Source organism: Megasphaera sp. An286 (assembly GCF_002163455.1).
Taxonomy (GTDB): domain Bacteria; phylum Bacillota; class Negativicutes; order Veillonellales; family Megasphaeraceae; genus Megasphaera; species Megasphaera stantonii.
Map to the genome: position 1 here is coordinate 43,692 of NZ_NFIY01000009.1, position 20,266 is coordinate 63,957.

Sequence of the window (20,266 nt, forward strand, 5' to 3'; positions counted from 1 at the left end):
ATTAACCTTCCTGCAGTTTCTTCAAACGGCCGCCGAGGAATTTCTTATACACTTCCACGCCGGGCTGATTGAAGGCGTCGACGTTGGCGAATTCGCCTTCGTACGCAATGGACAAGCAAAGCATAAACATGACTTCGCCCAAATGATAGGGCGTCAATTCGGGCAAAATGTAGTTGGCGTTGGGACGGCCGTCGCCGATCAGGGCTTCTGCATTCGAGCTGCGGGCCGCTTCCAGGATACTGCTCAGGGGCAAGCCGCTGAAGGCGGCCAGCTTCGGATATTCGTCGTACATGTGGGGAACGACGACGTCGTCCTTCCAGTTGGCGATGGAAACAAACTGGACGACCTTATCCTTCGGGCCTTCCTGGTGTTCCTGTGTCTGGGCGTGCATATCCGTCGTGCCGACGGCGACGATAGGCGTGCGACCGTAGTTGACGACGTGGCCCTGTTTGTCGAGGCGTTTGCCCAAAGATTCGGCCAGGAGCTGAATATACCATTCCGACAGGGATTTCAGGCTGTCCGCATAGGGCATGAGAACTTCCAGGTCGCGGCCGTATTTTGCGCCGGAAATATATTTCAGCACGCTGTTCAGCAAGGCCGGATTCTGCCAAATATCGGGATTCTGGCAGGCCTTGTCCATATCCCTTGCACCGGCTAAGAACTGACGGATATCAAAGCCGACCAGAGCGCCGACGAGGAGGCCCACTTCGGAGAACACGCTGAACCGGCCGCCGACTCCATCGGGAACGTAGAAAATAGGCCAGCCTGATTTTCTCGCCAATCCGTGCAGGAGCGTTTCTTTTTCGCCTTCATGGGGATCTGTCACGGCGACGGTTTCAAATTTGATGCCTGCGTCTTCCATCGCCTGGCGGACGACCATGTAATTGGACATCGGTTCGATAGTCGAGCCCGATTTGGAAATGACGACGCCCATGACGGTATACCCGGACTTCGCAGCGCTGTCCGCCTTGAGGAATTCGATGAGGCCGCTGACTTTATGGGAATCGACGTTGTTGCCGGCAAAGAAGGCCTTCGGATAGCCTTTGCGGGCTTCCGTGCTCTTGAGGTTCCAAAATTCGCCGCACTGCACGTCGAAGAGGACCTTGCCGCCTAAATAGGAGCCGCCGATACCGAAGAATACGACTGCGTCGACGCGGTTGCGCACCTGACGGGCCAATTCTTCCATTGCCATGATCCGTTCCGGATTGTTGATATTGCCTTCCACGATATAGGGAAGCTGCGGGAACAGTACGGCTTCCGGCTCGCCGTCTTTAGATAAATGACCTGCCATGATGCCGGTCTTGCGCATTTCCATAACCGCTTCATGGGCTTTCGTATAGGCCGGCTCCATGGCCTTGACGTCTTCTTCCGTCACCTTGCCCGGGCCGTATAAATTTTCTACGTCAAATACAAAACCAGATTTTAAAGTAATCTTTGCCATACGTACTCACTGCCTTTCGAAAATATTGCTTCATAAAAAGTATTATACCATATATATAAGTAATCGTCATCATGACTAAAACGGTACTTACAGAAAACTTACAAAATATATGCATACTATTACGATAAAGCAAAGGCAAACAAACAGCGCCCCACAGGGACCCCTTTCCCCGTGAGGCGCGTAACTTCCTAATGCAGTTGTATCATACCCCTATGATAAAAGCCCTATCTTATATTTAGTGTCCCGCCGTTACCTTCTGGTCTACGAGAGCCGCCTTTTCTGCTTCCTTTTCAGCTGCTAAATGCGCGTAGTACCGTTTCGTTTCGGCTACGACGACGCCGCTGAGGCCGATGAGGGCGATCAGGTTCGGCACAGCCATCAGACCGTTGACGATATCAGCTAAAATCCAGATAACTTCCAATTTGATGAAGGCACCGCAGGCTACGAGGGCGATGAAGATGATGCGGTACGGCATGATCCCCTTGACGCCGACTAAGTATTCCACGCACCGTTCGCCGTAATAATTCCAGCCCAGGATCGTCGTAAAGGCAAAGAGCGTCAAGCCGATGCAGAGGATGAAGCTGCCCCAGGTCGGATAAGCCTGCAGGAAGGCGGCGTTCGTCAGAGCCGTGCCGTTCAGGTCGCTCGTCCACAAGCCGCTGACGACGAGGACTAAGCCCGTCATCGTGCAGATGATAATCGTATCGATAAAGGTACCCGTCATGGATACGAAGCCCTGTTCAGCAGGCCATTTCGTCTTAGCCGCCGCCGCTACGATAGGCGCGCTGCCGAGGCCCGATTCGTTAGAGAAGACGCCGCGGGCAATCCCGTTGCGCATTGCCATCATGACCGTCGCGCCGAGGAAGCCGCCGGAAGCAGCCGTCGGCGTAAAGGCGCAGACGAGAATCTGTTCGATAGCCGCCGGAATCTGTTCGTAGAACATGATGAGGAAGCCAGCCGCCGAAACGACGTAGATGACGGCCATAGCCGGAACGATTTTCGACGCCGCCCGGGCGATGGACTGGAGGCCGCCGATGGTGACAGCCGCGACGACGATGGTCAGGACAATCGCCGTATATTCTACAGGAACGTCGGCCGTAAGGCGCGTAATTTCTACAATCGAATTGACCTGGGCGAAAGTGCCGATGCCAAAGAAGGCGACGAGAACGCCGAAGAAGGCGAAAATGCAGGCCAGCGGCTTGAATTTAGGTCCCAAGCCCTTTTCGATATAGTACATCGGGCCGCCGGAAATTTCGCCGTTTTTATCGACGGTGCGGTATTTGACGGCCAGCAGGCATTCGGCGTATTTCGTCGCCATGCCGACGAGCGCTGCCATCCACATCCAGAAAACGGCGCCCGGGCCGCCGGCATGGACGGCCGTAGCGACGCCGACGATGTTGCCGGTGCCGACAGTCGCCGCCAAGGCCGTGCACAGCGCCTTAAAGCTGTCGATATCGCCTTCGCCCTGATTCTTTGCCGTAAAGATCAGCTTCAGCGCATGAGGAAGGCGGAAAATCTGCAGCAGGCGCAGGCGGATCGTCAGCATGATGCCCGTGCCGATCAGCAGCACCAATAAAGGCGGTCCCCACACAAAGCTGTCAATTTGGTTCAAAATGTCTACCATAATACCATACTCCTTTACACTGTTATTTTAGGAATAAATACAAAAAACCTGTCGTCAGCATACCTCTGAAGACAGGTCAAAAACAGCATAAAGAAATAATGAAATAATTGCGCTATTCTCTGTCCTTTTGCCTGAGAGATTAGATATCGTCAAGATACCCTGCACCTTCGGCGCCCATACGGGACTCTCCAGAGTCGTGTCCATTCACGGTCCTGCCTCCCGGCACCTGAGAGTTTAACTCCTTCGGTAGGTCTGCGACCTTCTCCCGTAAACTTCATCCACTCACTATGTGACTTGCTTGTCATTATACGGCATACAAATGTATTTTGCAAGTACTAATTTGATAAAATAGGAAAATACACCTGTCTGCCGCCAATGTATCAAATTTAATATTTTAAATATACGCCACGCAATATTTAAAAGTATAATTATGTGTTTCCAAGTTATCAAAAAAAGCCAAGAATCTGCAATAGAATTCTTGACTTTTTATGTTTTTTTATAAACAGCTCTTTACGTCGTCAATAGCCGCCATGGCCGTCTGCTGCCACCGCAGCGGCGTCACGGCAATGCGGCCGCTCCGTATGCAGGCCACGTCGCTGTTTTCCGGCGCGCCTTCCATGTCGATATCGCCTACGATATGATAGCACAGGCTGCCGTCCAAATCGCGCTTTTCTGCTACGACGTTGTGATAAATCTGTACGGTCTGCGGCACGACGCAGACGTTATCGAGGCTGATATCGCCAGCCGGCGGTACGTTGACGTTCAATATGCCGGGGAAACGGCCCCTTACGACGACCTTTTCCACTAATTCATGGACGAGACGGGCCGTCTGGGCGCACCGTTCTTCCTCCAGGGGATACATCGATACGGCCAGAGCTGGAACCTGGTAGTACGGCCCTTCCATAGCTGCCGACACCGTCCCGGAATACAAGACGTCGCTGCCCAGATTATAGCCGTTGTTGATGCCCGATATGATGAGCTGCGGCTTGTCCTCAGCCAAGAAGTATTCCATAGCCATTTTTACGCAGTCTACAGGCGTACCGGACACGGCGATTTCGCGAATCCCCGCTTCATCGGTCTCTTCCCGGCAGTACAAGGCCTTATTGATCGTCATGGAATGGGACGCGGCGCTGCGCTGGCCGTTAGGCGCAACGACAGTCAGCCTGTACCCGCAGGCCGCCAGCTCACGCTTCAGGATCTGCAGTCCCGGCGCGCGGAGGCCGTCGTCATTGGTCAACAGAATATGCATCTATTTTTTATTCTCCTTTCGCAGCAGCACGGCGCTGTCATAGGATACAGCCCTCGTATGTTCCGTATGGCTCCATTTCATCTTATGGCGGTCCTTAAAGCCGAGAAAATTGACGGGAATCCAGCTGTACATAAACAGGGGATATACGACGAGATAGGCCCATGATTTTAAGGGCACCTTAATCTGCAGCAGCACGATAACCGGAATAAGGTACTGGACGACGCCGATGACCGTCCACATCTGTACCGGCACGATTTGGTACAAGATGTTGGTGTACAAGGGAATGTACGAATTGATATACGCCATCAGGGCGTATATCGTCGACATCATCATGAAAAAGGGCTGGGACAAGGTAATGATGCCGTCGAGCATGCGGATATTCCCCGTCTTGATGCCGCGGACAAACAGCTTGGGAATAAAGCGCTCGCCGCAGTCGCACTGCCCCTGAGCCCACCGCTTGCGCTGCCGGCACGACTGCATGAACCCCAGAGCCTTTTCATCGTAAATGATCGCGTCGTGGGCCCAGCAGGTCCGCACGCCTTCCAGCAGCACCTTCATGGAAAATTCCATGTCTTCCGTCAGGCAGTCGCATCCCCAGCCGTATTTCCGCACGATATCCGTTGCGATGCACATGCCCGTGCCGCCGAGAGCCGTAGACAAACCAATATTATATTTCGCCAGGTGCCACATGTGGTTGATGAGCCAGAAGGCGATGGCAAAGGTCCCGGCCACCCAGGTATCGGTCGGATTTTTAGCGTCCATATACCCTTGTATGACCTGCTCACCCTTGCACAAGTGGTTGTTCATTTCCCGCAAAAATTCCGGGTGGACGAGGTTGTCGGCATCGAAGACGACGAAGGCGTCGTACTGCTTTTCCTGAGCCAGCATCTGCGCAAACATCCAGTCCAAAGCGTAGCCCTTGCCGACTTCGTCCTTGTTCGTCCGCACCTTGACGATCGCGCCGTGTTCCCGGCAGATCTTTTCCGTATTGTCCGTACAGTTATCGGCCACGACGTATACGTCGTACATGTCCTTCGGATAATTCAGGTCTTTCAGGTTATCGATCAGCTGCCCGACGACGCGTTCCTCATTATGCGCGCAAATTACGGCAGCAAAGGTATTCTTAGGTGCTGCCGTAACGTGCTCTCTTCGCTTCATCAGGCCGAAAACAGCCAAGGTAACATAATACAGCGTATAAAATACAATGATAACTTGTATGGGTATCATAATGATATCCAATATATGTTCCATACGCGATCTCCCTAATATATCAACGCGCAGAAGCGGCGTTCATGGCCGTATTGACTAATCCAAACACGATATACAACAAGAAGGGCATCGTAAAGACGAGGTGCCAGTCGACGAAAACCAGCACGACGGCTCCGAAAATCAGAGAAATCGCCAAAGCCGATTTATGGAGAACGTCCGGGCTGGCCCCTTTGAAATCGGGATTATGGACCTTGCTTACCAGATGATACCCCAGGGCGACGACAAAAATTCCGATCAGCCACGCCGGCAGATGGACGCCGGAAATGACGTACGTAGCGATAAGGCAGCCGCCGTTAGGAATCGGCATGCCCTGGAAATAGCCATGAATGACGCCGGTATTCAAGTTGAAGCGGGCCAGACGGATACCGCCCAAGGCCGCGTAAATAATCGCCGGCACGACGCCGATCCAGCCCAATTCCTGCAACGAATAGGTGTAAATCAAAAACGCCGATGCCGCGCCGAAGGAAACTACGTCGGACAAGGAATCCAATTCTTTGCCGAACTCGCCGGCAACGCCCAGGGCGCGGGCTGAACGGCCGTCGCAGGCATCGCAGGCCATGGCCAGCAGAATGCATATGCCGGCGGCGGTAAACATGCCGTGCAGCGTCATGATCATACTTAATACGCCGAATCCGAGATTTCCCGACGTAAAAAGACATGGAATTATATTTTTCATTTGACAATCCTCCCAATGATAGTTTCTCCGCCGCGCACGCGGTCGCCCTTTTGGACCAGAATTTCCACGTCGTCGCCGACGTATACTTCTGCGCAGGAGCCAAACTTGATCATTCCGTACAACTGACCGTGAGACAAGGTGTCGCCCAGCGTTACCCAGGATACGATTCGACGGGCCAGTATACCGGCGATAACCGTTACCAATATCCGCGTCCGATTGTTTTCAATCCCTACGGAATACCGTTCGTTTTCATACCCGACGCCGTCCTTATAGGCCGGCCGGAAGCCGCCGCACGTATACTGCTGAAAGTCGATCGTCCCGGCTAAGGGAGCCCGGTTGACGTGAACGTCGAAAACAGATAAGAAGATGACGATTTTTCTGCACTTCTTATCGAGGTATAAATCTTCGTACACTTCTTCGACGCTCATGACCTTGCCGTCGGCAGGCGACAACAGCGCCGTATCGTCTTCCGGAATCGTACGATGAGGATTCCTGAAAAAATAGGCGAAATACAAGGCGAGCAGCGCCGGAACCGCCGCCGCGTAGGCGTTGACGAAATACCCTGCCAACACGGCCAGCAGCGCCGGAACTGCGATGAATATATAGCCATCTTCAATTATAAGCGGTTTATTCAAGACATCACCTCAAATCACTTTGCCCCTTTGTCCCGTTTTACGGCGGCGACGAACTTAGGCAAAGCCATCATGCGTTTGATTCTGGTCGGCTCCTTCAGCAGCCGGTACAGCCATTCCAGGCGGTGTTCCTGCATCCATTTCGGGGCCCGGTCGAGGCGGCCTGACAGCACGTCCAGTGAACCGCCGACGCCCATGCAAACGCAGGGGCCCAGCTCATACAGGTGGTCGCGTATCCATTTTTCCTGCTTGGGGACGCCCAAGGCGACGAACAGGAGCTGCGTGCCGCCCGAACGGATTTCCTCAATGATCTGCTTTTCTTCCTCGTCGGTAAAAAATCCCGAATGGGTGCCTACGATATGCAGCTTGCCTACCTGTTTTTCCAAATTGGCCGCCGCGTCCCTGGCGACGCCTTCGGCTCCGCCGAAAAAGTACACCGGCGTCTGCCGCAGCGCCGCTTCGCCGACGAGACGGCAGGCCAAATCGATGCCGGCGACCCGCTCCTTAAACTGCTTCCCTATCTGCTCGGCAGCCCACAGCACGCCGGCCCCGTCGGGAACGACTAAGTCCGCGTGCCGCAGGATATCTGCCAGTTCTTCATCTGACTGCGCTCTCATGACCATCTCCGCATTGGCCGTCGCGATAGAAGCCGCCCTGCCTTCTTCAATGCATTTAAAGGCAAAGGCGCAGGCTTCTTCCTTCGTGACGTTTCCAATGGGGACGGACAGGATATGTATCGTGCTAGTCAACGTATATCCTCCACCTTGCCCTTAGTTTACGCTGTAGTTCGGCGCTTCCTTCGTAATATTGACGTCGTGGGGATGGCTTTCGCGGAGACCGGCGCTGGTAATCTGAATGAACTGCGTGTTTTCGATCATTTCCTTGATGTTGTGGCATCCGCAGTAGCCCATGGAGGCTCTCAAGCCGCCGACCATCTGGAAAATCGTATCGGCAACGGCGCCTTTATACGGCACGCGGCCTTCGATGCCTTCGGGAACGAGCTTCTTCGCATCTTCCTGGAAGTAGCGGTCCTTGCTGCCGTGTTCCATAGCAGCCAGCGAACCCATGCCGCGGTATTCCTTGTAGCTTCTGCCCTGGTAGATGACCGTTTCGCCCGGGCTTTCTTCCGTACCGGCCAGGAGATTGCCCAGCATGACGACGTTGCCGCCTGCCGCAATCGCTTTGGCCATGTCGCCGGAGTATTTGATGCCGCCGTCGGCGATGATGGGAATGCCGTAGCGCTGTGCAACTTTGGCGCATTCGTATACGGCGGAAATCTGGGGAACGCCGATGCCGGCGATGATGCGGGTCGTGCAGATGGAGCCGGGCCCGATGCCTACCTTAACGGCGTCTACGCCGCATTCGATGAGGGCTTCCGTAGCGGCGCCCGTAGCGACGTTGCCGGCAATGACCGGGAGATGGGGATAGGCTTTTTTAATTTCCTTCAAGGTCTTCAATACGCCTTCCGAATGGCCGTGAGCCGTATCGATGACGACGACGTCGACCTTCGCGGCTACGAGGGCATCCAGGCGGTCTATCATGTCGTGGGAAACGCCGACAGCTGCGGCGGCCAGCAGGCGGCCGTTGGAATCCTTCGCCGAATTCGGGTATTTCGTAGCTTTTTCAATATCTTTAATCGTGATCAGGCCCTGCAGATTGCCGTCCTTATCGACTAAAGGCAGCTTTTCAATGCGATGCTGGCGCAGGATGGCCTTCGCATCAGCCAAGGACGTGCCGACAGGAGCCGTGACCAGGTTTTCCTTCGTCATGATATCGCCGATGCGGCGGCTCATGTCTTCTTCAAAACGCATGTCGCGGTTGGTGATAATGCCGACTAATTTGCCGTCAACCGTAATAGGCACGCCGGAAATTTTGTACTTGCCCATCAATTCATTGGCGTCGGCCAGCAAATTATCGGGATGCAGGAAAATGGGGTCGATAATAATGCCGTGTTCGGAGCGCTTTACCTTGTCGACTTCGCGCGCCTGAGCGGCAATAGACATATTTTTATGGATAACGCCGATGCCGCCTTCACGGGCGATGGCAATCGCCATGGGGGCTTCCGTAACCGTATCCATGCCAGCGCTCATCATAGGGATATTCAGTTTGATATCTTTCGTCAGATTCGTCGATACGTCTACCTGGTACGGCAGCACGTCGGATTTCGCCGGTACCAGCAAAACATCATCAAAAGTTAAACCTTTCATACCAAATTTATCAGATCTCATCTTTGCACCTCTGTTTTGAAAAATATAAAAACCTAGGGAAATACCCCTAAATAGCTTATCCTTTATTATAGCCGATAAGATGTCATCTGTACATATTTTCATGACATTTTCTTAGTTATTTAGCAAACCTTGAAAACGCGTTCCGAACCGCCGCTCCAGAGCCGCGTAAATCGTCTCTTCGTCGACGGGGCCCTTCAAATAGTCTGCCGCCTTGTCCCTGGCGGCCGTCAGCAGCGAAATATCGCGGACGATATCGGCGGCCTTCAAATCGGGCAGCCCGTGCTGGGCATACCCGAACAGCCGTCCTGCGCCGCGCAGGAGCAAGTCCTTTTCCGCCAGCTCGAAGCCGTCGTGTATTTTCTCCATCCACTGCAGGCGCTGCCGCGTCTCTTCGCTTCCGCCCTTGGACAGCAGGATGCAGTACGCCTGCTGGCTGCCGCGGCCGACGCGGCCCCGCAGCTGATGGAGCTGGGCCAGGCCGAACCGCTCGGCCCCGTCGATCAGCATGACCGTCGCGTTGGGCACGTTGACGCCCACTTCGATGACGCTCGTCGCCACGAGCAGGGATATACGGCCATCCTGAAAGGCTTCCATGACGGCGGCCTTTTCCTTACCGGTCATGCGGCCGTGGACGAGGCCGCATGACCTGTTTTTAAAGACCGTCGCACGCAGCTCTTCATACAAAGCCGTCGCCGCCTGCAAATCTACCGTTTCCGACTCTTCTACAAGAGGGCACACTACGTAGCACTGCTGCCCCTGGGCCATGAGCTTTTCCATAAAAGCGTATACGCGGCGGCGCATGGCCTCGCCGACGGCGTAGGTTTTGACAACCTTGCGCCCTGGAGGCATTTCCCGTATGGACGATACGTCCAAGTCGCCGTATACAGACAGGGCCAGCGTCCGCGGAATCGGCGTCGCCGTCATAAACAGCGCGTGGGGAGCCCGGCCCTTCCCCTGCAGGGCGGCACGCTGACGCACGCCGAAGCGATGCTGCTCGTCCGTCACGACGAGGCCTAAGTCACAGAACGCGACGTCCTTCTGAATCAGCGCGTGCGTGCCGATAAGAATCTGGACGCTTCCCTGGCGCAGGTCTTCCAGCAGGGTCTCCCGCTCCTTGGCCGTCGTACGGCCGGTCAGCACGGCGACGCGCACGGGAAGGCCGCGAAACAGCTTGAGAAATTCCTCGTAATGCTGGATTGCCAAAATCTCCGTCGGAGCCATCAAAGCGCCCTGATATCCGTTTTCGACGATTTTCGTCAGGGCCATGGCCGCTACGACGGTTTTCCCCGAGCCCACGTCGCCCTGTACCAGCCGCTGCATAGGCACTTCGCTTTCCATATCGGCCTGTATATCTAAAAAAGCCTGCGTCTGCCCCCTGGTCAAGGAAAAGGGAAGCTGGGATATAAACTGCTTGAGCAGGCTGCCGTTCGGCCCGCATTTAATCCCCATTTGTTTTCCTTCCTGACGGCGGCGCAGCAAAAGGCCCATCTGCATGTCGAAGAGCTCCTCGAAGGCCAGCTGCTCCCGCGCCTTGCGGCGCACTTCCATAGACGGCGGAAAATGCATGGCCTCATACGCCTGCAGCTCCGGCATGAATCCGCCGCAGACGCTTCTGCCTCCGTCCCATCCCGGCAGCAGGGAGGGACAGCGCTCCGCCTCCGCCAAGGCTTCCCTCACGGCCTTGCGCACGTCGTTCTGCCGCAGGCCGTCCGTCAGGCCGTATACGGGAACGAAGCCCTGTTCCGGCGACAGGCCGCCCTGCTCCGTTTCAGGAGAATTCATCTGCCGCCTTCCGTAGGCCCATTCGATCTTGCCAAAGGCCGCTACGTCCATACCGACGTGAAATACTTTCTTTTTAAAGGGCTGGTTGAACCAGGTCAGCTCCACGGCGCCGCTGTCGTCGGCGATGAGCACCTTCAATATAGTCATGCCCCGCCGCGGTCGCAGCTCCTGTACGCTGCGGACCGTGCCGCAGACCAATACGGGCGTCGGCGACGGCGTCGGCGCGCTGCCAATAGGCCATATGCGGCTGCGGTCCTCGTACTCCCTCGGAAAATACTGCAGCAAATCGCTGATCGTCTGAATTCCCAGCCGGGCAAACAGCGCTTCTTTCCGCGCGCCGATGCCCTTCAGCCGGCGAAGTGTCCCATCCATAAAAAAACTCCTTGTCTTTTTCTCATATTTATTGTATCATATCTTGTAGACTTTTTATAAATAAAACTTGATTTACCTTATGTTTTATGATAGGATTTATATGTTGTACTGTGATGGTGCAGGGAGGTGTAACCAATGGCAAACTATTGCGAAATTTGCGGCAAAGGAATGATGACCGGCATGAACGTCAGCCATTCCCATTTGAAAACAAAAAGAACCTGGAAACCGAACATCCAGAGAGTACGCGCTATCGTAGACGGCGAAGTAAAACGTATCAACGTCTGCACTCGCTGCCTTCGTTCCGGCAAAGTACAGCGCAATGCTTAATTTCATATAAAAAAAGATGATTCCCTATCGAATCATCTTTTTTTATTGCCATTTTTCAGTTATACGCCGGCAATGCGCCCGGCCATGGCGGCTGCCCGCTCTTCCACGCCGGGACACTGCAGGATGCTGTTCGGGTCGTTGGCCGTTTCGATCATGGCGAAGCGGGGCGGCAGGGCGAAATTCTTATTGCAGTTCATCGCGTCGATGACCTGCTCGGCCACGATGTCGCCGCCGCTGTATCCGGAAACGACGAGGGCGTAGACCCTCTTTTGTGAAAAGGACGCGAAGTCCTTGCGGAACAAGGCCGTAAGGCGGTTGAAGAAGGCCGTAATATTGGCGCTCACGGCGTCGTTGTAATTGGGGCAAATCAAGACGACGGCGTCGCCGGCGCGAATGGCCGGATAGACCCGCTCGACGATGACGCCGCCGTAAAAGCATTCGCCCTTTTCACCGAAATGGCGGCACGCTTCGTAGCTGCAGCCCCGGCAGTCGACGACGGCTCCGTTGCGCAGGGAAATTTCTTCGACATCTACGTCCGCAGGCAGCTTCTTCCGTATCATTTCCCACAGCAGCAGCGTATTCGACGTCTTGCGGCTGCTGGCGTGGAGCACGACGACGCGGCGCGCCGGACGGCCTCCTTGGGAAAGTTCCGCGGCAAAGGCCGCCGTCTTACGTACCAGACAGGCCGCGCTTTCTTTATAGGCCTGCAAGTTCGTCTCTCCCAGCAGCATGGCCTGCGTATTAAAATTATACAGAGAGCCCGTCGCTTCGACGAGAGGCTTCCCCGGAAAGGCGCAGCCAGCCTGATTTGCCATGAAAATCAGCTCGCGGCCTATTTTTTTTGTGAATAATTCGCCCGGCCCGTCGACGAGGACCGCGCCGGCCCAGCCGTCCAGACAGTCTGCCTGAAGGGCTAAGGCCGAAATCAGCTGCGCGTATTCGCAGCTGAAGCCGCCGGCAGGCAGGGCTACGGCAAACAACACGGCCCGTCCCGCCGGCAGGGCGGCGGAGCTGCAGGCCTCGGCAAAGGCTGCGCTGTCGACGGCACGGTATTCCCATCCATGCAAAGCATAGGTCAGCACGCTTTCTAGCCGACTCGTATCGGCGCATTCGCGCCAGCCGATCTTCACGACTGTCAACATGCTCCATTCCCCCTTTACACCAGACGGCACAGGTTGAGATACGCCGTTTTCAGCCGCTCGTACAGGGCGTCGCAGACTGCAGCGTCTTCATATACGACGCCGTCCCGGGTCATCTGATTCCGGATGCCGAAAAACGCGCCGGCCCCTTCGTCTCCCAAGTACACGGAGCCGTAATGCCACTGTTCCCGCAGGGTCAGGAGAATCGATAAGGCCGCCGACGACAAGGCCGGAGCAATGTACGGCTTATATCCCAATTCGCGGACAGCCATGTTGGCCCCGATGACCAAGTCGGTCAGGGCGCGGGAGCGCCCGTCGTCGTAGTCTGTCAGGCTGTCGGCCAGCACCAAGTCCCCGCCGTGAGGCCCGAAGGCCCGCCCTTCGGTCAGGTAGGAGCGGAATTCTTCGCGGCGTTCCGCATAGTAGCAGGCCCGGGCGTTCATGACGCCTAAGCCGTAGCCCTGTACCTGCGCCGGCCTGAGCCCCGACGCCATCCAAAAGGCCTTGCACAACGGGTCTACCGGGTCGGACACGATGCAGGCCAGGCCGGCAAATTTCGCCGCCTTGGCCAGCCCGGCAAAATGGCGTACCAATTCTGTATTCGCCGCCAGCTGGGCCATGCGCACGTCGCCCTGGGCGCCGACAGGCGGCACGCCCTTGCTGGCGCAGAAGACGAATACGTCGCAGTCAAACAGCGCTTCTTCCCCGACGGCGTACACGGGAGGCAGCGACGGCATGCCGCTTCCCTCCCAATCGGCGAAGGGATATCGAATCTGATTGATTTCCATTTCCAGCCGCCTGATATTTTGTTCATTAATATCGCAGATGCCGATGGATTCGACGACGCCGGCTCCCAGAAGGCGCAGGCCGATGAGCATGGTCATGCCCACGTCTCCCAAGGCTAAAATATGAACTCTATACGTTTGTTTCCCTAAGGGGCTGCCCGTCAGCGGCAAGGGCGACGTCACCGCCGCCTCGCCGGGCAATTCATGAATATACCGCACCTTATCGTCCTTCCCTTCCAGCGGCGCTCCGCATCAGATCTTCTTCCATGGAGCCTTCCTTCCACTGCATGCGCAGGAGCCGCTCAATATCGTTTTCAATGAACCGGGTCGGGTCCATGTTTTCATCGAATTTTACGCCCACGTCGATGTCGGGAATCCGGGGATACGTAAAGACCTCGCCGAGGCGCTTCAGCGTCAGGCGGCGTTCGTACGTTTCCTGATAGACGTCCTGCAATACCCGCATGATGTGGGCGGCGTTCTGCAGGCACGTCAGGGAATACCAGTAATGAGCCAGGAAATCGCCGCGGCTGACAAACTCGGGATTGACGTAGGGCAGGATCAGGTTGATAGCCGGGTTGCTGTCGTAGCCGCTGTAGTTGTGGGCGTTGTCGATGCTGTCGCCGCCGATATAGGGATAGCAGTCCTTTTCGTTGAGCCAGACTTCCAGCGTCGGCAGGAAATAGGCGCTTTCGGCCTTCATGTTCTTTTCGACCATCATGTCCATGGCCTGTCCGGTCATGACGCCGACGAGAACCTCCTTGACTTCGATGTCGCACTTGTCCAGGTACGGCGTGAGCATCCGCATGCGGTGGCCCTTGTGCAGCAAGTCGTCGATGAGGATGACCGGCCTGTCAAAGGACTTGATCGTCCGGACCTGATTTTCCACAGGCGAATAATGATGTGATTCGGCCAGGGTAAATTCCTTGACGTACCGGTCGAAGTACTTGCCGATGTGCAGGCTCTTCGTCACCGTATTGGGCACCAGGACGTTGCTCAGGGCCTTGCCGAAGGGCACGGACATATAGGGGCCGCGCCGTTTTTTCTTGTCCTCGACAGTAGAGACGCCGTTGATTTCGGCGACCTTGTTGATGATCTTGTTGTGGAAGGAGCTCATGTTAAAGGACAGGAGCAGTTTGCCCGGGTAAATCAGCTTGAGCACGGCCAGCAAGTTGTTGTGGGCTTCGTGCAGGGCTTCGCGGACGAGAGGATTCTTGTTGAAGGGGTTTTTGATGACCGTTTCGACGTCCTTAAACAAGACGATAGGCGACTTCATATCTACGACGTACAGGGGATGCTCGCTGCCTTCCGGCGCGATGTTGACGAAGCCCTGCAGCTCGAGGGCGTCGATGATTTCGGCATCGTAGCCCGCTTCGTCTACAGGACGGTACACGGCGTAGGCAAAGTCGCGGGAAATGAGCTCCGTCAGAATTTCCGTAATGGTAATCTGGGCCACGTTGTCGATAGTCGACGTGTCGTCGGCGTAGAAGAAGCCAATGCAGGCGATGCTGCCGCCGGCGGCGTTGCGGATATGCGAGGCCAGCTGGGAATCGCCGATTTCCTTCAGCAAATCCCGCGTGCCGATGCGGTGGGCCGCGGCATAGGCGATCATCGTCCGTTCCTGCCGGGCGTCGTCGACGTACAGAGTCCGCACGGTTTCCCGCTCGATGTACTTGTCGAGGATATCCATGTTGTACCCCTTATTCCACAGCTTGTTGCAGATCGGCCACAGGCTTTCGGCGCCGCGGGGCTTAAAGGCGCCGATGCCCAGCTCCCGCGCTTCCAGGACGTGCTTATAGGCCGGTTCGCGCAGGTACATGTTGTTGTCGTAAATGAAATTCTGGGCTACGGCGTCGATGAGGTTGGATATGTCGCGATTCAGGTCGATGTTTTCGCGGATCTTCGTCGAGCTGATATCTTCGTAGAATTTGTCGAGAGTCAAATACACGACCTTTCCCGTAATGCCGTGGCCGCCGTCGTCGTGGTCCCGCCCTTCATTTTCCCTCGTCTCGCGGGCGAAGGCGATATGGTTTACCGTATGGATGGAATCCTTCGTCGGCGCGGCCTTGTAAGCCGAAGCGTTTTCGATGACGTCGGTCCCGACGGCGATGTACAGGTCCTTCTTGGCAAAAATCGCCTTCAGCCGGGCTACGTCCTTCGGATTGGCAATGTTGACGGGAATATCGTCGGGGAAGGGATACATGTCCTCTTCGTCGGCGACGGACATATTCATGATCTTGCGCCGCATGAGGCGGGGCTGGGTATGCTTGGACCAGGAAAATTCATCGAGGGCCAGATATACGTCGAAGCCCAGGTCGCGAATCTTGCAGGCCACGGCCTTATGCCCCAGGCTGAAGGGGTCGAAGGTCCCCGGGTAGAAGCAGGCCTTGCGGGCCGGCGGGAAGGAAAAGGCGCCGTTCTGGAACTCATGATGGCCGATATAGCGGTAAATATGATTCAGGACGGCGGCGTTGCTGTAGAAATCCAGAACACCTTCGGGATTTTCGTCGAGCAGGACCAGGAGCTTTTTGTAGCAGTGCAGGAATAAAAAGTCCTTCTGCTCCATGGCCATGACCGGGCTGTGAAAGATAAACTTCCCGATATCGCGGAAGGCGTCGCGGCTCAGCTCGTCGTCGTAGTGGGCGTAAGCCTTGATCATGATGTACAGCAGGCGGCGCTGACGCCGTTCGTTAACGTCCCCATCGTCGCCGAACTCCTCGGCAAATTCGGAGAAGTTTTCCAAAATGACGCCGACGGTGTTGACGATGGACGATGCCAGCTGGATGTTGACCGTCAAAATCTGCGACGAAATCGTATTGATAAATTCGTCGAATTCCTGGGGCGGCAGCTTCAGGATCATGCGGCCCAGGAATTCCGGCACGTACTTCGATATCTGGGGGTCGCCGATTTCCAGGCCGTTGAACAATTCGACGGCCAGCTCGTTGCGCTGCGAATAGGTCATGTTGGCAGCGATGCGCAGCAGGCTTTCCCCCGCCGCCTGGCGGACAAAGATGGACTCGCTGATTTTCAGAAGGTTCGTCAGATGCATGCCCAGATGCATGACGTCGCCCTTGTCGCACGTCTCGTCCATATACCGCATCATCAGCTCTATATTGGCGACCTTGATGCCCCAGTGAGTCCCCATCTTCAAGTCGATGAGGAACAGGCTGCCTTCATGTTCGGAAAAGGCCTTTTTATCAGCAGGCAAATTCATCACCGACAGGAGCTCGCCGTAATACTGTTCCTCTGTATATCCGTCATAGAGGCAGCGCTTCGTGTTCAAGGCGGCGACGCGCAGGTTCTGCGAGGAAGACTGCAGGGCCGTTTCCACGAAGGGGTGGACCGCCGTCATAAATTCCCCGGGAATGTCGCTGCGCTTCATGTCGTCCAGGACTTTCAGGAGCATGATGTACCGCTCTTCCGGATAATTGCGGCGCTCGAAATACTTGGCCATCACGCGGATGTAATCGCCGCGGTCTTTCGCCGGGCAGGAATCCAGTACGGCTTCGACGAAGCTGCTCAGGCAATAGCCGATCCACAGCTTGTGCTGCTCCGTAAACCGCATTTCCGGATAGATGATCATGTCCAGATACTGGTCGAACAGGGACAGGCTCGTGACGACCTTATGAGGCAACGATACGCCTTCGGGCAGCTCCTTCGTGTATTTTTCGTTGAAATTAGCGACAATGCGCCCCATGAGGGCCGCCGACTGGAAGCGGATGTCCCCTTCCTTATGAGACAGGAGCTCGTACAGGAATTTCAGCGTCATGACCTTTTGATGCTCTGTCATGTACGTCGAGTACTCTTCGAAAATGCCGATATAGGTGCGGACGTTTTTCCACAGCTGCTCGCTGCGGGCCGCTTCGATGAGGTTGCCGAAATCGCTGTCGTCGCGGAAGATACTCATGAGGCGGATGTTGTGGGCAATGGCCGCGTACTTCAGCTGTTCGACGACTTCTCCCTCCGCCAGGAGCACCATTTCCCGCGGCTCTGGAACGTCGGGCTGGACGTGGTCCCGCGAAAGGTCGGCCGGCAGCTCGACGACGCCCTTTTCCCGCATGAACGACTCGAAATCGGCCAGCTTGGCGTATACCTTCTGGTACCGGTGGCGCTTCGCCTCGTCTACGTTATCCAATTTTCCTAAAATGACGTCGAAGGCTTCCTTCAGAGTATAGAAATGAACGACTTCCCTGCCCTGGGCGTCGCGGCTGCTCTTGACCCGGAAATCGGCGTAGATGAGCAGCAGCGATTCGACGGAAAGATTTTCCAGCTCCAAATCCCAGACGGAATGGTTAGCCGCGATGTGTCCGATGCCGGACAAGCCGACGCGGCGGCAGCAGGCGTCGGTATAGTAATAGTGCAGGTAGGGCACGCGCTTTTCTTCGTTTTTCTTGCAGCCGTATTTCCCCAGGTCATGGCACAGAGCCGCGCCGGAAATGAGGGCCAGGTCGACGGGCTCGCCGAGGAAGGCCAGCTGACGCGCCGCATGCAGGGCGACGTAATGGACGCCGGCAATATGGCCCAGCGTGTTGAAGGGGGAAATTTCCGAGCCGATGCGCATGAATTCATAGATATACTGATCTTCCAGCATCTTGATCATGTGCAGGTATTCCCGCGTATAGCCCTGCTTCATAATTTCTTCATCGTCGAGAAAATCGAAATCGACGGTCGGGTCAAAGGGCAGCACGGCCCGTTCGTACTGATACAATCCGTGCAGCAGCTGCATGAGCACGAGGCGCCCCAGGCGGAATTCGCCGTCGCCGCTGTGCGCTACGGGCTTGCCGTCCCAGCCTTCCCACTGAGCCGCCGTAATCGGAAAGAGCCTCTCTAAGACGGCGCAGTAGCAATGGGCCAGCCAGCCGCCTTCCGGCTCTTCGGCCAAACAGGATATGTACCGCCGCGCCGCCTCCAGCACTTTGGCGGAAACATACCGTCCCCGGCTGTCGCGGCACCCTTCCAATTCGCCGGCCAGCTTCATGACGCCGTTGGCCTTCATAAACGCCGGGCCGTCGCCGGGCTTCATGCCGGCAGCCTTTAAAAAGGCCGAATCAGACAAGGCCTTGTACAAAAAGGTCTTCAGGTCTAATTTTTTTTCTTCCATAACCTTCTCCTTGCTTGCAGATACGAAAAAAGACGCCGAAAATGGCGTCCTTTTTTCATGCCATTTTACTCGTGATACAACTCTTTATTGCGTTTGACGATTTCCATGACAAGATTTGCTGTTTCTTCAATTGCTTTCGACGACACGTCGATAATCGGGCAATGAAGACGGCGCATGACGTTGCGGGCATACGTCAGTTCTTCATTGATCCGCTCGATGTTGGCGTAGCTGGCGTTCGAATCGAGGCCCATGCTGCGCAGCCGTTCCGAACGGATAAAATTCAATTTAAAGGGATCGATAATGAGGCCGACGATTTTACGGGCCGGCACCTGGAATAATTCCGGAGGCAAGGCTACTTCCGGCACCAAGGGCAGGTTGGCAGCCTTGATCCGCTTATGAGCCAAATACATAGATAAGGGCGTCTTAGACGTACGGGATACGCCGACGATGACGATATCAGCCTTTAAGAAGCCCATCGGATTTTTGCCGTCGTCAAATTTGACGGCGAATTCAATCGCTTCGACGCGCTTGAAGTATTCTTCGTCGAGCTGATGAATCATGCCCGGCTTCATCGTCGGTTCCGTATGGGTCAGCGTGCCTACGCCGGCCAGCATCGGGCCGATGATGTCGACGAGGGTAACGTTCTGCGCGTTAGACAACTCCTGCAGCTTGCGCCGCAGCGTCGGGGATATAATAGTACAGCAGATCATCGCGCTGTGTTCTTTCGCCTTTTGTACGATTTCTTCGACCTGCTGTTCCGTACGAATATAGGGCATGCGCACGATATCAAATTCCTGTTTGTCGTACTGGCAGGCCGCCGCCCGGGCTACGCGTTCCGCCGTATCTCCCAGCGAGTCCGAGCAGGCGTAAATGATCGGTTTTGCCACCTTACGTTCTCCTTCCTAATCCACATTCAACAAATAACCGCGTAATGTTTGTTTTCGATATTCTTCCGACAATCTGTAAATCCTTCTTATCTTCCTCATCCGTATCGAGAACATGAACTACCGGCAGACAATCAATTTCATATTCTATCATGCGCTGCGCCGCTGCCAGCGCCTTTTCATCAGCCTGCACGTAAATGACCTTGCTGACCGGCGTCATGACCATACGCACCGGCAGAGCTCTCAAATCGTTGTTGCCCATAGCCGTCTTCAACAAATCCTTTCGGGATACGACACCGGCCAGAATATTATCCGTCGCGACAAATACCGTTCCCGCATCTTCCGTAAACATAGCGATGACCGCGTCGTAGGCGCTGGTGTGCTCGCCGACGATGACCGGCTGCGATAAACACGACTCAATGCTGATATCCATGATCTTTTGAGACAGCAAGTCCTTTTCCTTATCGCCGATAAAGAAATATCCCAGCTTTGGCCGGGCGTCTATCAGTCCCAGCATCGTCAATATCGCCAGGTCGGAGCGCAGCGCTGCCCGCGTCACGTGCAGCTGGTCGGCAATGTGCTGTCCCGTAATCGGACTATGCTCCTTGACGATATTCAAAATCGTTCCCTGCCGTTCCGATAACATATTGTGGTTTCACCTCCTGATAATCGCTTATTATCATACCATATTTTACTCCAAGATGCATAAGAAAAAGGCGGACCAAAAGAAATAATTTACTCTTTTGGCGCCGCCTTTTCT

The 20,266-nt window shown here is 55.4% G+C and carries 15 protein-coding genes and 1 riboswitch; of the genes, 1 reads left to right on the forward strand and 14 read right to left on the reverse strand.

Annotated features, from left to right (window positions below):
• Position 1 precedes the first annotated feature (1 nt).
• The 9 genes from B5F80_RS05715 to recG form a co-directional block, all read right to left on the reverse strand.
• A complete protein-coding gene (locus B5F80_RS05715; protein WP_087477860.1) occupies positions 2 to 1,441 on the reverse strand; it encodes a hypothetical protein in 1,440 nt (479 codons plus the stop codon).
• A 235-nt stretch (positions 1,442 to 1,676) separates the two neighbouring features.
• Positions 1,677 to 3,065, reverse strand: coding sequence for a sodium:alanine symporter family protein (locus B5F80_RS05720; protein WP_087477861.1), 1,389 nt, complete (start codon positions 3,063 to 3,065; stop codon positions 1,677 to 1,679).
• Positions 3,066 to 3,174: 109 nt separating this feature from the next.
• Positions 3,175 to 3,267: riboswitch (glycine riboswitch) on the reverse strand.
• A 294-nt stretch (positions 3,268 to 3,561) separates the two neighbouring features.
• Entirely contained in the window at positions 3,562 to 4,314 is a 753-nt protein-coding gene (gene surE, locus B5F80_RS05725; protein WP_087477862.1) for a 5'/3'-nucleotidase SurE, read from the reverse strand.
• Positions 4,315 to 5,565 carry a glycosyltransferase family 2 protein gene (locus B5F80_RS05730; protein WP_087477863.1) on the reverse strand — a complete coding sequence of 417 codons (1,251 nt, stop codon included), beginning with the start codon at positions 5,563 to 5,565 and terminating at the stop codon, positions 4,315 to 4,317. It abuts the gene before it with no gap.
• Positions 5,566 to 5,584: 19 nt separating this feature from the next.
• Positions 5,585 to 6,259 (reverse strand): phosphatidylcholine/phosphatidylserine synthase, encoded by a 675-nt coding sequence (locus B5F80_RS05735; protein ID WP_087477864.1) that lies wholly within the window; start codon positions 6,257 to 6,259, stop codon positions 5,585 to 5,587.
• Positions 6,256 to 6,894, reverse strand: coding sequence for a phosphatidylserine decarboxylase (locus B5F80_RS05740; RefSeq protein ID WP_087477865.1), 639 nt, complete (start codon positions 6,892 to 6,894; stop codon positions 6,256 to 6,258). Before B5F80_RS05740 ends, B5F80_RS05735 begins: the two co-directional genes overlap by 4 nt.
• Positions 6,895 to 6,908: 14 nt before the next feature.
• Positions 6,909 to 7,640: a WecB/TagA/CpsF family glycosyltransferase gene (locus tag B5F80_RS05745; protein ID WP_204246351.1), complete on the reverse strand. Its 732-nt coding sequence runs from the start codon at positions 7,638 to 7,640 to the stop codon at positions 6,909 to 6,911.
• Between the two features lie 21 nt (positions 7,641 to 7,661).
• Positions 7,662 to 9,119, reverse strand: coding sequence for an IMP dehydrogenase (gene guaB, locus B5F80_RS05750; protein WP_087477866.1), 1,458 nt, complete (start codon positions 9,117 to 9,119; stop codon positions 7,662 to 7,664).
• A 111-nt stretch (positions 9,120 to 9,230) separates the two neighbouring features.
• Positions 9,231 to 11,273 (reverse strand): ATP-dependent DNA helicase RecG, encoded by a 2,043-nt coding sequence (recG, locus tag B5F80_RS05755; RefSeq protein WP_087477867.1) that lies wholly within the window; start codon positions 11,271 to 11,273, stop codon positions 9,231 to 9,233.
• A 135-nt stretch (positions 11,274 to 11,408) separates the two neighbouring features.
• Between recG and rpmB the strand changes: the two genes are divergently transcribed.
• Positions 11,409 to 11,600: a 50S ribosomal protein L28 gene (gene rpmB / locus B5F80_RS05760; RefSeq protein WP_087477868.1), complete on the forward strand. Its 192-nt coding sequence runs from the start codon at positions 11,409 to 11,411 to the stop codon at positions 11,598 to 11,600.
• A 59-nt stretch (positions 11,601 to 11,659) separates the two neighbouring features.
• Here the strand turns inward: rpmB and B5F80_RS05765 are convergent, their stop codons facing one another.
• From B5F80_RS05765 to B5F80_RS05785, 5 genes are all read right to left on the reverse strand, one after another.
• Positions 11,660 to 12,742 carry an NAD(P)H-dependent oxidoreductase gene (locus B5F80_RS05765; RefSeq protein ID WP_087477869.1) on the reverse strand — a complete coding sequence of 361 codons (1,083 nt, stop codon included), beginning with the start codon at positions 12,740 to 12,742 and terminating at the stop codon, positions 11,660 to 11,662.
• A gap of 14 nt (positions 12,743 to 12,756) precedes the next feature.
• The gene (locus B5F80_RS05770; RefSeq protein ID WP_087477870.1) at positions 12,757 to 13,743 is read right to left on the reverse strand and encodes a lactate dehydrogenase; all 987 of its coding nucleotides are present in this window, start codon (positions 13,741 to 13,743) and stop codon (positions 12,757 to 12,759) included.
• Position 13,744: 1 nt separating this feature from the next.
• Positions 13,745 to 18,622 (reverse strand): phosphohydrolase, encoded by a 4,878-nt coding sequence (locus B5F80_RS05775; RefSeq protein WP_087477871.1) that lies wholly within the window; start codon positions 18,620 to 18,622, stop codon positions 13,745 to 13,747.
• 65 nt (positions 18,623 to 18,687) lie between these two features.
• Positions 18,688 to 19,509: a pyruvate, water dikinase regulatory protein gene (locus tag B5F80_RS05780; RefSeq protein ID WP_087477872.1), complete on the reverse strand. Its 822-nt coding sequence runs from the start codon at positions 19,507 to 19,509 to the stop codon at positions 18,688 to 18,690.
• A gap of 1 nt (position 19,510) precedes the next feature.
• Positions 19,511 to 20,152, reverse strand: a complete 642-nt coding sequence (locus B5F80_RS05785; protein ID WP_087477873.1) for a helix-turn-helix transcriptional regulator — start codon at positions 20,150 to 20,152, stop codon at positions 19,511 to 19,513.
• Positions 20,153 to 20,266: the final 114 nt, after the last annotated feature.